Here is a 15,920-nt window from a genome sequence, read left to right on the forward strand (position 1 = left end):
TGCCGAGCACTTTCCCTGCCGAGAAGACATCGCGGTACGCCAAAACCGGCGTGTCGGGTACCGCGGTGTCTGCTCGCGGGGATTACTGCGGCGCCTCCGGTGTCTAGGGTGCCTCCGCGGGCTCCGGTGTCTCCGGCTGGGGTGCCTCCGGCTCCGGGGTGTCGGCCGACTCCGCGTCGGGCAGCTGGCTCACGAGGTACTCGGCGAGCCCGCCGATGGTCGGGTAGTCGAACACCGCCGTCGCGTTGAGCGTGAACTTGCCGCCGAACTGGCTGTGCAATCGGTTGCGCAGCTCGATCGCCATGAGCGAGTCCGTGCCGAGGTCCAGGAACCGGCTGCTCGCCGCGGGCGGCTGTGCCAGGCGCAGGAAGTTCTGCACCTCTTTCTGCAGGAATTCGGTCACGAAGCCGGCCCGCTGCGGCACCGGGATCTCGAGCAGCTGCTTGAGAACCTCGCTGTCGCCGACGACTTCACCGGCGGCGCTCGGCAACACCAGATCGAGGATCGGGGGCCGCTGACTGCCCAGCACCTTGGCCGCACGCTGCCAGTTGGCCTTGATCACGGTGGCCTGGCCGGTGCCGTTGGCGACGACCTCGGCGAGGGCGGCCAGCGCCGCCGACGGCTCCAGCGGAATCAGGCCCTGGGCACTGATATTCGCCGTCGCCGCCTCCGACGAAGCCATGCCACCTTGGGCCCACGGACCGAAGTTGATACCCGTGGCCGGCAGCCCCTGGGCTCGACGCTGCGCCACCAGGCCGTCGAGCAACGCGTTGGCGGTCGCGTAATTGGACTGCCCGGGGGAGCCGAAGAGGCTGGAGACCGACGACGACACGATGAAGAAGTCCAGATCGTCGTCCTTGGTCAAGCGGTCCAGGTGGCCGGCGCCAAAGGCCTTGGGTGCCAACGTGGTCCGGAACCGCTCCACGCTCTGCTGTCCGAGCAGCGCATCATCGAGCACACCCGCCAGATGCGCCACCCCGGCCAGCGGTGGCAGCTCCGCACGGATCTTCTCCAAGAGCGTCGTCACCTCGGCTTCATCGCCGACATCGGCCGCGAAGACGTGGATGCGGGTCTTGTAGCGCTCGGTGATCTCCTCGATCGCGCGTTGCGCGTCCGCATCGGGCGCACGCCTGCTGGTCAACACGATGTCACCGGCGCCCAGCTGGGCCAGGTAGGCGGCCGTGTGCAGACCGATCGCACCGAGTCCGCCGGTGATCAGGTAGCTGCGATCCGGCTTCGGCTGCAAGGGATTCGGTATCTGCACCACGATCTTGCCGATGTGCCGAGCCTGCTGCATGCGTCGGAACGCGGCCCGCGCCTCGGTCAACGGGTAGACCTCGGCGGGCAGCGGTTTCCACTGGGCCGCCGACGAGCGCTTGTGCGAGGAGCCGTCAGCTGGGACCAGTCCGTCCGAAATTTCAACGAGCAGATCGCGGATGCGGTCCGGTTCGGTGAACATCACGGTGTCCAGCGCCACGATTTCGTAGGCGATGTCGGGACGGGCCTCTGCCATCTGCTCATGCGACCAGATGTCGCGCTTGGCGATCTCGGCGAAACGGCCGCCCTTGGCCGTGGCCTTGAGTGTCGCCTCGATGAACCCTTCGCTGGTCAGGGAGTTGAGCACCACGTCCACGCCCTCACCGTCGGTATCCGCCAGGATCTGATCGGCGAAATCCGTTGTGCGGGAATCGTAGACGTGCTTGACACCCAGCTTCCGCAGCGTCGCGCGCTTGAACGTGCTGGCCGTGGCGAACACCTCGGCCCCGCACTGCTGGGCCATCTGGATTGCCGCCAACCCGACGCCGCCGCTGGCCGCGTGGATCAGCACCTTGTCGCCGGGCTTGAGCTGCGCCCAGTCGAACGCGAGCCGGACCGTCAGCGCCGCGGCGGGAATCGTCGCGGCCTGCACCGCGCTGACCCCGTCGGGGATCGGCGCCAGGAACTGGGCGGGCACGTTGAAGCGGCTGGAGAAGGCGCCCTGCATGGAGCCGTAGACACGTTGGCCCACCGCTACTCCGGTGACGCCGTCGCCCAATTGCGTGACGACGCCGGCGAAGTCACCGCCGATCGGTCCAGGATCGCCCGGGTACAGGCCCAGCACGTTGAGCACATCCCGGAAGTTGAGACCGGCGGCCTCCACCCGGACCTGCACGTAACCCTCGTCGGGTGCCGGCACCTCTTTCTCGGTGATCCGCAGGTTGTCGATCGCACCACGTTCGGTGGGCGCCAGCACGTAATCCCCACCGCGCGGCACCGTGAGATGACCGCTGCGTGCCCACGGCAACAGCCGGGACGCCAGCAGTTTGCCTTGGCGCACAGCCAGTTCCGGCTCGTCGACGGGCCCGGACAACAGCTTGGCCAGCGCCTGTACCGCCTCGCCGGAGCCGTCGGAATCCACGAGCTTGGCGTGCAGCGCCGGTTCCTCGTTGATGGTGGTGCGCCCGAAACCCCACAGCGCGGCCTGAACCGGGTCGACAGGTTCACCGGACTCGGTGGCCACGGCCCGCTCGGTGACGATCCACAGACCGCCGGGCAGTCTGACCTGACCGCCCTGCACGGTGTGCACGGCGCTGAGCAGATTGGCGATCTCGTTTTCGAGCCGCGCCTGCGCCTCGGTGGTCGACTCACCTGCGCCCGCAGCGCTGCTGCGCCAGACGACTCCGGAGAACCCCATGCCGCGTTCGTGTGCCTGCGCCAGCACCTCACCCAAGAGTTCGGGATTGGTGTTGCGGTCCAACGGGATGCAGCCCGGCAGCTTGGCGGCCAGTTCGTCGAATCCGGCGATCAGCCAGGTGCCGCTGAGCTTGGGGGCCTCATCGTCGGACGGCGGCAGGGGCACCTCGTGCCAGCCGAGCGTGTAGAGCAGCCGCGTCGCGTCACCACCGAGGCCTCGCAGCAGCGCCTCGCGAGGTGCCCGCTTGACGGTGAACTCACGAATCCCGCCGAGGTGACGGCCATCCCGATCGAGGTACTCGAGATCGAACACCTGGGTCTCGGCGTCGAGGGCGCTCTCGTGCCACCGCGCACGGCAGTAGAACCGCCGCGGCATCTTCTCCTTCAGCGTCACCTGCCCGTACCGCAGGGGAAGGAAGAGGTCGTTCACGCCTTGTTCGGCCGCGAGAAGCGCCGGGAACGCGGGGAATGCGACGCCGGTGCACAGATCCATCAGCACCGGGTGCATCGGTTCGGTGCCGAGCTGTTCGGCGAGCTCCTCACCGACGAGGATGTCGCCGATCGCCTCACCTTCACCGAGCCACAGCGACTTGAGTGAACCCGACCAGTTCGGGCCCCACATCAGTTCGAGGTCGGCGAAGGTTTCGAACAGCTCCTGGGGCCGCAGCCGGTTCATGCGCTCGATCACTTCGTCGACCGGATCCTCGTCGGCCGCCGGTTCGTCGGTGCTCTCGGAGACGCCGCTGACCACGGTGCCTTCGGCGTTCAGCGACCAGTCGGCATCGCTGACGCCGTACGGACGGCTGTGCACCTGGAACGTCCACTCATTGCCGCCGCCGGCCGGGTGCAACGTCAGCTGCACTTCGCGGGAACTCTTCTCGGGCAGGATGATCGGCTCGTAGAAGAAGACGTCCTTCGCGTACGCAGGCGTGCCGACCGCGGCCAGCGCCATCGCCGCATACGTCGCGCCGGGCACGACGACGGTGCCGTAGATGACGTGATCGGCAAGCCACGGCTGGGATTTGACCGAGATCCTGCTGGTGTACACCGAATCGCCGGACGCGAGATCCTTTGCGCTGCCCAGGATTCCGGACCCCACCGACCCGCCGCCGCCTTCCACGGCGATCGCTGCGGACTTGGGCCAGAACCGGCGGTGCTGGAACGGATAGGTGGGCAGTTCCAGCCGGCGCCGGGGACGCGCGGAATGCAGCGCCGCGAAATTCGGCCGATGGCCTCCGACGTAGGCCGCGGCCAGCGCGTCGGCGATCTGCCGGCGGTCGGGGACACCCTTGCGCAGCGAGACGATCGCCCGCGGCGCGGCCAGGTGCTCCGGCCATACCTGCACCGCGGCCCCGGTCAGCACCGGCTGGGGGCCGATCTCCATCAGCACCGAGCAGCCCAACGCCGCTACGGTGCGGACACTTTCGGCGAATTGCACCGGCTGACGCGAATGCCGCCGCCAGTACTGGGCGTCGAGCGGCGTCTGGGCCGTGATCACGGCACCGGTGCGGTTGCAGACCAGCGGCAAGGTCGGGGCAGAGAACTTCACCTGAGCGGCGAACGACTCGAACTCGTCGAGTACCGGGTCCAACAATTCCGAGTGGAACGCGTGGCTGGTCTCCAGCCACGTGCAACGGATGCCGTCCTCTTCGAATCGGTTGACCGCTTGTTGCAGATCCTCGCCAGGACCCGAGAGCACGGTATTGGGCCCGTTGTAGGCACCGACCGACACGCGCGGGAATTCATTGGCGATCTGTTCGACCTGCTTGGGGTCGGTGAACACCGCCACCATGCGCCCACCTGCGGGCAGACTGCCGAACAGCCGACCGCGGTGGGCGATCAGCCGCACACCGTCTTCGAGGCTGAACGCTCCCGCCACACATGCCGCGGCGTACTGACCCACACTGTGACCCAGCACGACGTCCGGTTCGATGCCCCATGACTGCCACAGCCGTGCCAAGCCCATCTCGACGGCGAACAGCGCAGGCTGGGCAAACGAGGTGTGCCGCAACCGTTCTCCGGCTTCGGCGTCCGTAGCGAACATGACGTCCAGCAGCGGGTGCGGCAGGATGTCGGCCACCGCGTCCGCGCACTGTTTCACGGTTTCGGCGAAAACCGGTTCGGCGTCGAACAATTCGCGCGCCATACCCGGGTACTGGCTGCCCTGCCCGGTGAACAGCCACGCCGTCGTCGGACGGTTGGTGTGCTCGCCACGGAGCACACCGGGCCGGGTGCGGTTCTCCGCCAGGTCCTCCAGGCCCAAGCGGGCGTCGTCGACCGATTCCACGACCAGGGCGGCGCGGTGTTCGAAGTGCGAGCGACCCGTCCCCGCGGTCAGGCACACGTCGGCCAGATCGGCATCGGGATGCGCGGCCAACCACGATCCGTACCGCTGGGCCAGTGCCACCAGGGCTTCCGGTGACCGGGCGGACAGCGCGAGGACGTTGACCGCTTGATCGCTGGTTTCCGGACCTGCTGGTTCCTCGCTCGCGGGAGCCGTCGGAGCGGGTGCCTCTTCGATGAGCACGTGCGCGTTGGTGCCGGTGAACCCGAACGAGCTCACCCCGGCGCGCCGCGGCCGGCCGTTGGTCTGCCACGGGGTTGCCTTGTCAACCACTCGCACCGGAAGCGCATCCCATGGGATGTGTGGGGACGGATTCTCGAAGTGCAGGCTCTGCGGGAGCGTCTCGTGCTGCAGGGACAACACGACCTTGATCAGACCCGCTGCGCCCGAGGCGGATTCGGTGTGACCGATGTTGGTCTTCACCGAGCCCATCAGCAGTGGCCGGTCCGCGTCCCGCGATGCGCCATAGGCGGCGGCTGCCGCCTGCACCTCGATAGGATCGCCCAGTGGGGTGCCCGTACCGTGCGCCTCAAGGTAGTCGACGTCGCCGCCGGTCCACCCCGCGCGGGCGAGTGCCGTCCCGATGAGCCGTTGCTGCGCACCACCATTGGGCACCGTCAAACCACTGGACGCGCCGTCCTGGTTCACCGCGCTGCTGGGAATGACGGCACAGATTCGGTCGCCGTCACGTTGGGCATCGCTGAGTCGCTTGAGCACGAGAATGCCGCAGCCCTCGCTGCGCACGTAGCCGTCCGCGGACGCGTCGAAGGTCTTGCAGCGTCCGACGGGGGAGAGCATCCGGGCGCGGGAGGCGGCGACGACCGTCACCGGAGAAAGCAGGACGTTGACCCCGCCGGCCAACGCCAGGTCACAGTCCCCGGAATGCAAGGCCTGGCAGGCCTGATGGATCGCGACCAACGCCGAGCTGCATGCGGTGTCGACGGCCATGGCCGGGCCTTCGAAGCCCAACGCGAAGGCGACGCGACCGGAGATGGCGTTGAGCGCATTGCCGGTGATGAAGTACGGCTCGATCTTGTCGATCGACTCCGAGGACAGCAGATGGGCGTACTCGTTGGCGGCCACGCCCGCGAAGATGCCGGTGCGGCTGCCGCGCAACGCCGCGGGCGAATATCCGGCTCGCTCCAGGCCTTCCCACACCGTCTCCAGCATCAGCCGCTGCTGCGGCTCGATCCAGACCGCCTCGCGCGGAGAGATACCGAAGAACTCGGGGTCGAATCCGTCGATGCCGTCGAGGAATCCGCCGAAGCGCGTGTAGGTCTTGCCCGCGGTTTCCGGATCGGGATCGTAGAACTCGTCGATGTCGAAGCGGTCCTCGGGAATCTCGCGGATGGCGTCGACGCCGCCGGAGAGCAGGTCCCAGAAGGCCTCCGGGTTGGGAGCGCCGGGGAAACGGCACGATACCGCGACGATGGCGATCGGCTCGTCGGTGCTCGTCGTCACCGAGGCCGGTTTGGCTGCCGGCTTGGCCTGCTCGCTGAGCCCCAGCACGTCGCCGAGCAGGTAGTCGGCCACGTCGGAGATTCGCGGGTAATCCATCACCAGGGTGATCGGGATCTCCGCGCCCACACCCTGTTCCATGCGGCGGCGCAGTTCGACAGCCATGAGCGAATCCATGCCGAGGTCGAAGAATCCGGCGTCTTCGCGGATCTCGGAGGCGTCCACGCGCGTCACCTCTGCCACCGCGTCGCGCAGGTAGTCGGTGAGCAACTTCTTGCGCTGCTGAACCGGGGCGTTTGTCAGCCGTTCGACCAGCTGGGTCTTGCCCGTGCCGGACGGCGCAGCGGACAGCTCGGTGGGGACCTCACGCTCCAACTCAGCCAGGAATGCCCGGCGGCCGGCCTGCTGGTACAGCGGCAGGAAGCGGGCCCAATCGACCCGTGCCACAACGCCTTGCGCGGAACCCGACGCGACCACATCGGCCAGCCCTGCCAGCGCATCAGCGGGCGAGAGCGTCCGGATCCCGCGCTGTTCGAGGCGTTTGCGGGCCTCCGCGTCGGCCATGCCCGCTGCCCAGGGACCGAAGTTGACGCTGACGCCGCCCTGCTCGCGAAGACGCCAGACCAGGCCGTCGAGGAATGCGTTGGCCGCGCTGTAGGCCGTCTGACCGAATCCGCCCCACACCGCGGCTATCGAGGAGGTGGTGATGAAGAAGTCGAGCTTGTCGTCAGCTACCGCCTCGCTCAGATGCCATGCGCCCCAGACCTTGCCGGCGAACACGCGGTCCACTTCGGCATCGTCCAGCTCGCTGAGCGGCGTGGTGCCGATCTCGCCTGCGGCGTGCACGATGCCCGCCAGCGCAGGTAGTTCGGCGCGCACACCGGCCAGCAGCCGGGCGACGTCGTGCGCGTCCGCGACGTCGGCGGTGACGACGCGAATGTCGCAGCCATGCTGGGTGCGCAATCCGTCGATGCGCTGCGCTGCGGTGTCGCTGGGCTCACGCCGGCTGGTCAGTACAAGATGCCTGGCGCCGTGCGCGGCCAGGTACCCGGCGATCTCCAGCCCGATCGAGCCGAGCCCGCCGGTGACCAGATAGGTTGCGTCATCGCGCAATTCGAGTGGAGTTCCGCTCGGCAGGTCGTCCTTGCGGACCAGCCGGGGAACGTAGACGGTCTGATCGCGCAGTGCGACCTGGTCTTCCCGGACGGCCGCGTCGGACGCCGTGGTGATCCGGCTGAGCAAGCCGGCCCATTCGTCGGCGGAACCGGTAGAGAGGTCGGCCAGCCCGCCCCACACCTGGGGCAGTTCGAGTGCGGCCGCGCGACCGAACCCCCACAGGGCGGTCTGCTCCGGCGCCACGGTGTCGGCGTCGGCGACGTGCTGTGCGCCGCGCGTGACCAGCCAGATCGGGGCCCGCAGATCGGCGGTGACCGCGGCGCGGAAGAGTCGCCGGGTGCCGGCCAGCACCTGGTGTTGCATCCGCAGCAGTGACCGCATCGAGGGCGCACCGCTCGTGTTGAGGGCGGCGATGTGCACGATGCGTAGCGGCGAATCGTCAGTCGCGGCGGCGCGCAACGCATCCGCGAGCTGTGCCTCCTCGGCATCCGATGCCGGCAACCCGAGGATGCGAGGCTGCTGACCGCGCGCGGTCAGCGCGTCGACGAGCGGTTTGACCGCGTCGGACTCATCGCCGATCAGAATCCAGGAACCCGTCCCGGCCTCCGCGCCGGAGAGCGGGGTAACCGCCTTCTCCCAGCGGAATTCGTAGCGGTCGTCGGCGATGGATTGGGTCGAGCGTTGCTGATTGTGTTGGGCGGCAAGCTTTGCCAGGACACTCAAGGTCTGCTGGTCGCCGCCGGAGCCGTCGAGTAGGGCCGCGAGCTCCTCGATCCGGCCGTCCTCGAGCAGCCGCACGGCCTGCGTGCGTGCGGCGACATGCTGTTGCTGGCTGGGCTGATCCCGGTTGTCGCGGTACCAGTACTGGCGGTGTTCGAACGGGTAGGTGGGCAGGTCGAGCTTGCGCGCGTCCGGCGACCGGAAAGCGGCGAACGTGGGCAGGTGACCCAAAACGTATGCGTCGGCGACCGCTTCGGTGATCTGCCGGTGGTCGGCGGTGTTGGGCCGCAGCGAGGCGATCACCCGCGGTGCGGTGGCCGGATCCGGCCAGGCCCCCAGCGCGGTGGCGGTGAGCACGGGCCGGGGGCCGATCTCGAGCAACACCTTGCAGTTCATGTCGGCGAGAGTGCGCACGCTCTTGGCGAACTCCACCGGCTGCCGCGCGTGGCGACGCCAATACGCGCCATCGAGCTTGACGCTGCGGCCGAGTGCGGCGCCGGTGCGGTTGTCGATCAGAATCCGTTGCGGCGCTTTGTACGTGAACCGGTTCGCGCACGCCTCGAACTCATCGAGAATCGGGTCGAGCAGTGCCGAGTGGAATGCGTGGCTGGTTTCCAGCCAGTCGCACCGGATGCCGTCTGCCGTCAACCGCGCGACCGCCTGCTCCAGTTCGCCTGCAGGACCGGACAATACGGTGTTGGTGCCGTTATAGGCGGCGACCGACAGCGTCGGGAATTCGTCGGTGAGGCTCTCGACCCGCTCGGCCGCTGTGAAGACCGCCACCATCCGGCCACCCGTGGGCAGGCTGCCGAACAGGCGACCCCGTTCGGCCATCAGCTTCGCGCCGTCCTCCAGGCTGAACACGCCGGCCACACAGGCCGCCGAGTACTGGCCGACGCTGTGGCCCAGCACCACGTCGGGCTCGAAGCCCCACGACTGCCACAGCCGAGCCAGCCCCATCTCCACAGCGAACAGGGCGGGCTGCGCGTAGGACGTCTCGCGCAAGCGCTCATCGGCGGCGTCTGGACCATCGAGGTCGAATATCACGTCCAGCAAAGGCTTTTCGAGAACGTCGGCGATCGCCTCCGCGCAGCGGTTCAGCGTTTCGGCGAAAACCGGCTCGGTGTCGAACAATTCGCGGGCCATCCCCGGGTACTGGCTGCCCTGGCCGGTGAACAGCCACGCCGTTTTCGGCGCTTCGTGGGATTCCCCGCGGACCAAACCCGGGGCCGGGCGGTCGTCGGCGAGGGCGCCGAGCAGCTCGAGGGCGGCGTCCTTCGAATTGACCACCAACGCGGCGCGGTGTTCCAGATGCGCTCGGCCCACGCCGGCGGTGAAGCAGACGTCGGCCAGCGTGGCTTCGGGGTGGGCGCTCCACCAGGTGCGGTATTGGTCGGCGAGCTGCACCAGCGCCGCCGGGGTTCGCGCCGAGAGCGGAAGGATGCTGAAGCGCCCGGTCGCGGGCTGCTCGGCCGGTGCCGGCCAGACTTGTTCGGGAGCTTCTTCGAGGATGACGTGGGCGTTGGTGCCTGCGAAGCCGAACGAGCTGACCCCTGCGACGCGGGGCTTGCCGTTGCGCTCCCACGGCATGGTCTCTTTGACCACCTCGACTGCCAACCGGTCCCACGGGATGTGCGGTGACGGGTTCTCGAAGTGGAGATGTTTGGGCAGTGTCGCGTGCTCCAGCGACAGGATGACCTTGATGACGCCGGCGATTCCCGCGGCGGCCTCCAGGTGCCCGATGTTGGTCTTCGCCGAGCCGATCAGCAGCGGTGCGTCAGGATCGCGCCCGGCGCCGAGCACGGCACCGGCGGCCTGGGCTTCGATCGGATCGCCCAGCGATGTCCCGGTGCCGTGGGCTTCCAGGTATCCGACGTCGCGGGGTTCGAGGTTCGCCCGTTTCAACGCGTCGGAGATCACGCGCTGCTGTGCGACACCGTTGGGCACCGTCAGCCCGCCCGACGCGCCGTCCTGGTTGATGGCGCTACCGCGGATCACGGCCCGGATGCGGTCACCGTCGCGGATCGCGTCCTCGAGACGCTTGATGACGATGACGCCGCAGCCCTCGCCGCGCACATAGCCGTCGGCCGCCGCGTCGAAGGTCTTGCACCGACCGTCGGGCGCGAGCATGTGTGCACTGGAGAACGTGATCATCGTGGCGGGCGTGAGCAGGACGTTCGCGCCACCGGCCAGGGCCAGGTCGCACTCGCCCAGACGCAGCGCCTGGCAGGCCTGATGGATCGCCACCAACGACGAGCTGCACGCCGTGTCGACGGCGACCGAGGGGCCCTGCAGGCCCAACCGGTAGCTGATCCGCCCGGCGGCCGCCGCGTTCGACGTGCCGATGGCCATGTAGGCCTCGATCTCGGGGTACGTCAACTCGTCGGATGCCATGCCCAGGTAGTCGTGCGTCGCCAGACCGACGAACACCCCGGTGTTGCTTTCGGCAAGAGATGTGGGCGCGATGCCGGCATGTTCGATCGCCCGCCACGCCGTCTCGAGCAGGAGTCGATGCTGCGGGTCCATCAACCTGACCTCGCGCGTCGACATGCCGAAGAACGGCGCGTCGAACCCGGTGACGTCGTCGACGAAACCGGCCCGGCGGGTCACCACCTTGCCGGGCGTACTCGGGTCCGGATCGAAGAATTCGTCGACGTCCCAGCGGTCCTTGGGCACTTCCGACACTGCGTCACGGCCGTCGCGCAACACGTCCCAGAACGCCTCGGCATCAGGTGCCCCCGGGAAGCGCGCCGCGTAGCCGACAACGGCGAAACGGGAGTGCGGTTCGATCGGACGCTCGACGGATTCCATGCCGTTGTCCTCCTTGCATCGGCGGTCAGAATGACACTCCGCGCGCTCCCCCATAGCGCCTGAAGATCAACTCGACGCACACTATATGCGTGCGTACCTTGGGCGTGCTTGGTTCGCTGTCCTGACAGGAACCTGTGCTGGACGCCTCCGGTAGAACCGAGGGTATGTTGTTGCCGCGACGGGGCATGGTGGCCCCGCAACCGGCTTAGCAAGGAGTCCTGAGAGGGGACGAGCTTTTGCGCATCGGGAAGATAACTGTTGGCGCACTTGATGAATGGTCGTTGAGTTCGGGCTCGGTCACCTCGTGGCACCCGACTGCCGCGGCTCAGGAAAAAGCCAAACAGGCGCCCGTGAGTTCGGTTCCGGTTAGCTACATGCAGCGCCAACATCTTCGTAACTATCACGACCGCACCGCGGCGGGTTTGAACTTCTCGCGGCAGATCATCGCCAGCTGTGAGGTGGCCGGCCAATGCGATATCGCGGCCATGGACCACGCCGTCAATACCTATCTACGGCGGCACGACACATTCCGCAGTTGGTTCGAACGGACCGGTGACGGCGACTTCATCCGGCACGCCCTGCAGGACCCGGCCGACATCGAATTCGTGCCCGTCGATCAGGGGCACATGACGGCCGACGAAATACGTGCCCACGTTGTGGACATCCCCAATCCGTTGGAATGGGGCTGCTTCACATTCGGGATAGTCCAGAACGAAACTCACTTCACGTTCTTTGCGGCCATGGATCACGTTCACGGGGACGCGACGTTGATCGGCACCACGATGATGGAAGCCAACGGCATGTATTCCGCGATGAGCGGGAGCGGCCAGGCCCTCGCGCTGCCCGACGCCGGTAGCTTCGATGACTTCTGTGTCCGCGAGGGCGAATACACCTCGGCGTTGACGGTGGATTCGCCCGGCGTGCGCGCCTGGATCGACTTCGCCGCGAACAACAGCGACGGCTTCCCCGAATTTCCGCTGCCGCTGGGAAACCCGGACGAGTCGATGAGCAGCGCCTGGAGTTCCGAGATTCTGATGAGCCCGGCTCAGACGGAACGCTTCGACTCGGCCTGTGCCGGAGCAGGCGCGCGTTTCGTCGGCGGCTTGTTTGCCTGCCTGGCTCTGGTGGAGCACGAATTCACGGGTGCGCTCACCTACTACGGGCTGACCCCGAGGGATTCTCGTACCGCCGGCGACAATTTCATGACGCAGGGCTGGTTCACGGGCTTGATTCCGATCACCGTGCCGGTGGCGGCGACGTCTTTCAGCGAGGCCGCGTGGGCAGCGCAGGCCTCATTCGACTCGGGGCTTGACATGGCCCGTGTTCCGTATTACCGCGTTTTGGAGTTGGCCCCGTGGTTGAACTGGCCACGCCCGAACTTTCCGGTGTCGAACTTTTTGCACGGTGGTGCCGCGCCGCTCAACGCGATCCTCGCGGCCGGCGACTTGGGGCTTGCGAACAATATCGGGATGTACCCCGACAATCGGTTTTCCTACCAATTGACGATCTACATATTCCGGTACGGGGAAGGCACGGTCATGGCGATCATGCACCCCGACAATGCGGTCGCCAAGAAATCGGTGACGCGCTACATGCAAGCGATGAAGTCGGTCGCCGGACGGGTTGCTGACAGCGGGCACTGGGGACGCGTCGCGTAGCGAAACGGTGCGGACGCGAGGAGCAGAAATGGCCGGGTCATTGATTTTCCGGTGGGCTCCGACTCCGGGATGAAGGTGAGGGCAACATGCGACGGATAGCCGACCTGGTGGTGCGGTGGCCATGGGCGGTGATCGGGGTCTGGGTGGCGCTGCTGATCGCCCTGCCGCTGGCCTTCCCGTCGCTGAGCGCCATGGCGGAGAAGCATCCGCTGGCCATCCTGCCCAACGACGCGCCGTCGAGCGTGACCGCGCAGAAGATGACCCAGGCGTTTCACGAACCGGGCAACGACGACCTTCTGTTGGTGGCGCTGATCAACGAGAAAGGACTCGGACCCGCCGACGAGGCGACCTACCGCAAGCTGGTCGACGCGCTACGCGACGACCAGGCCGACGTGGTCAGCGTCCAGGACTTCATCGCCACGCCGCAGCTGCGGAAGTTCATGACCAGCGAGGACAAGACGACCTGGGTCTTGCCGGTGGGGCTGGCCGGTGAGCTGGGCACGCCCCGGGCGTTCGACTCGTTCAACCGGGTCTCCGAGATCGTCGCCCGCAGCACAGCGGGCAGCACCACGGAGGTCCACGTCACGGGCCCCGCGGCCACCGCCGCCGACCTCACCGTCGCAGGTCAAAAGGATCGCCTGCCGATCGAACTGGCGATCGCCATCCTGGTCCTCGCGGTGCTGTTGGTGGTCTACCGCAGCGCGGTCACCATGCTGCTGCCCTTGGTGACCATCGGATCATCGCTGGTGATCGCCCAAGCGCTGGTCGCGGGCTACTCCCAGCTGACGGGTTCGGGTGTGTCCAACCAGTCCATCGTCTTCCTCAGCGCGATCATGGCCGGCGCCGGAACGGACTACGCCGTCTTTCTCATCAGCCGCTATCACGACTATCTGCGCTCGGGCTCGGATTCGGACCAGGCGGTCAACAAGGCGATCATCTCGATCGGGAAGGTGATCGCCGCATCCGCCACCACGGTGGGCCTCACCTTCCTGCTTCTGAGCTTCTCCAAGATGGGCGTGTTCAGAACGGTCGGAGTGGCGTCGGCCATCGGCATCGGTGTCGCGTTCCTCGCCGGCATGACGTTGTTGCCTGCGATCCTGGTGCTCGCCGGGCCCCGTGGCTGGGTGAAGCCGCGGCGCGAGTTGACGGCTCGGTTCTGGCGGCGGTCCGGTATCCGGATCGTGCGTAGGCCGGTCGCGCACCTTGCCGCCAGCCTGCTCGTCTTGGCCCTCCTGGCCGGCTGCGCGATCTTCGCGCGGTACAACTACGACGACCGCAAGGTGGTATCGCCCTCGGCGTCGAGCTCCATCGGATACGCCGCGGTCGAACGCCATTTCCCCATCGCCCAGTCCATTCCCGAGTACATCCTCGTCCAGTCGCCGCACGATCTGCGTACCCCGCGGGCGCTGGCGGACCTGGAGCAGATGGCGTCCCGCGTCGCCCAGTTGCCCGACGTCGGCATGGTCAGCGGCATCACCCGGCCGCTCGGCGACGTGCCGCCGGAATTCCGTGCCACCTACCAGGCCGGCCTCGTCGGCGACCGGCTGGCAAACGGATCCGATCAGATCGACCAGCGCAGCGGCGACCTCAACCGACTGAACAACGGCGCCAAGACCCTCGCAGACAGCCTCGCCGACGTGCGTGCCCAGATCACGCAGATCGCGCCCAGTATTCAGAGCCTCGTCGACACCATGTCGTCGGTGCGCACGGAGTACGGTGGCGACAAGCTGGTCAAGGATGTCGACACCGCGGCCAAGCTGGTGCAGAGCATCAACGCGCTGTCCAATTCCATGGGGTACAACCTCTCGGCCGTCAAGAACATCTTCGGATGGATCGACCCGGTTCTGCAGGCGCTGAACGGTAACGCGGTGTGCGATGCCAATCCGTCGTGCAGCGAAACCCGCGCCCAGTTCCAGAAATTGAGCGACTCGCGCGGCGACGGCAATCTCGACCAGATCAACGATCTCGCGCACCAACTCCAGGGCGTCGACGACAAGCAGACCCTGACCGCGACGGTGAACAAGCTCAACGCCGCCCTGGTCAATGTCTCCAAGGCCGTCAAGACGCTGGGTCTGGACAAGCCCGGCGGTCCGCAGGCCGGCATGAGGCAGCTGCAGCAGGGTGCCGACCGGCTCGCCGGCGGCAGCCGTGAGGTGGCCGGTGGGGTCGACGAACTCGTCAAGCAGGTCAAGGTGATCGCCGACGGACTCAACCAGGCCTCGGCGTTCCTGATGACGATGCGGACCAATGCCGCCGACCCATCACAGGCCGGGTTCAACATCCCGGCCGAAGTGCTGGGCCTGCCGGACTTCAAGAAGGCTTCCGCGGCGTACGTCTCGCCGGACGGCCGCTCGGCGCGGTACCTGGTGCAAACCAAGCTCAACCCGTTCAGCTCCGAAGCGATGGATCAGGTCAACCAGATCCAGGACATCGCCCGGGGCGCCCAGCCGAACACCGCGCTGGCTGACGCGACCATAACGATGGGCGGGTTCCCCGCCGCATTGCGCGACACCCGTGACTACTACCAGCAGGACATCCGCTACATCATCATCGCGACGCTCATCGTCGTGCTGGTGACGCTGACGTTGCTGTTGCGGTCGGTCGTCGCGCCGCTCTACCTCGTCGGGTCGGTGGTGGTCTCGTATTTCGCGGCTATGGGTATCAGCGTGCTGTTCTTCCAGTACCTGTTACACCAGCCATTGCATTGGAGTGTGCCGCCACTGGCGTTCGTTGTGCTGGTCGCGGTCGGCGCCGACTACAACATGCTGCTGGTGTCGCGGCTGCGTGACGAGTCTTTGCACAGCGTGCGCTACGGCGTCATTCGCACGTTGAGTTCGACGGGCGGCGTGATCACCGCGGCGGGCCTCATCTTCGCGGCTTCGATGGCGGGGCTGTTGTTCTCCAGCATCGGCATAGTGGTGCAGGGGGGCTTCGTGATCGGTGTGGGAATCCTGCTGGACACCTTCGTGGTGCGCACCATCACGGTGCCCGCCATTGCGACTTTGGTGGGGCGGGCGAATTTCTGGCCGTCGCAGGCGGTTGCCGCCAAGTTGCGGCTGCGGACGTGAGGAGCAAGAAGTTGCTGGGAACGTGAGCAGCAAATTCTCAGCAGTGTCAGGTCGGGCATGCAGACATGATGT

3 protein-coding genes are annotated in these 15,920 nt (G+C 67.1%); 2 read left to right on the plus strand and 1 reads right to left on the minus strand.

The window, feature by feature from the left end; translation table 11 throughout:
* Nucleotides 1–103: 103 nt before the first annotated feature.
* Nucleotides 104–11,122, minus strand: a complete 11,019-nt coding sequence (locus RMCB_RS34690) for a type I polyketide synthase (protein WP_062832373.1) — start codon at nucleotides 11,120–11,122, stop codon at nucleotides 104–106.
* A gap of 236 nt (nucleotides 11,123–11,358) precedes the next feature.
* Here RMCB_RS34690 and RMCB_RS34695 point away from each other — a divergent pair, with 236 nt between their 5' ends.
* Both RMCB_RS34695 and RMCB_RS34700 read left to right on the plus strand, forming a co-directional pair.
* Nucleotides 11,359–12,780: a condensation domain-containing protein gene (locus RMCB_RS34695; protein ID WP_062832374.1), complete on the plus strand. Its 1,422-nt coding sequence runs from the start codon at nucleotides 11,359–11,361 to the stop codon at nucleotides 12,778–12,780.
* A gap of 86 nt (nucleotides 12,781–12,866) precedes the next feature.
* On the plus strand, nucleotides 12,867–15,848 hold the full coding sequence (locus tag RMCB_RS34700; RefSeq protein WP_062832375.1) for an MMPL/RND family transporter: 2,982 nt from the start codon (nucleotides 12,867–12,869) through the stop codon (nucleotides 15,846–15,848).
* Nucleotides 15,849–15,920: the final 72 nt, after the last annotated feature.

It is taken from the genome of Mycolicibacterium brisbanense (assembly GCF_001570425.1).
Taxonomy (GTDB): domain Bacteria; phylum Actinomycetota; class Actinomycetes; order Mycobacteriales; family Mycobacteriaceae; genus Mycobacterium; species Mycobacterium brisbanense.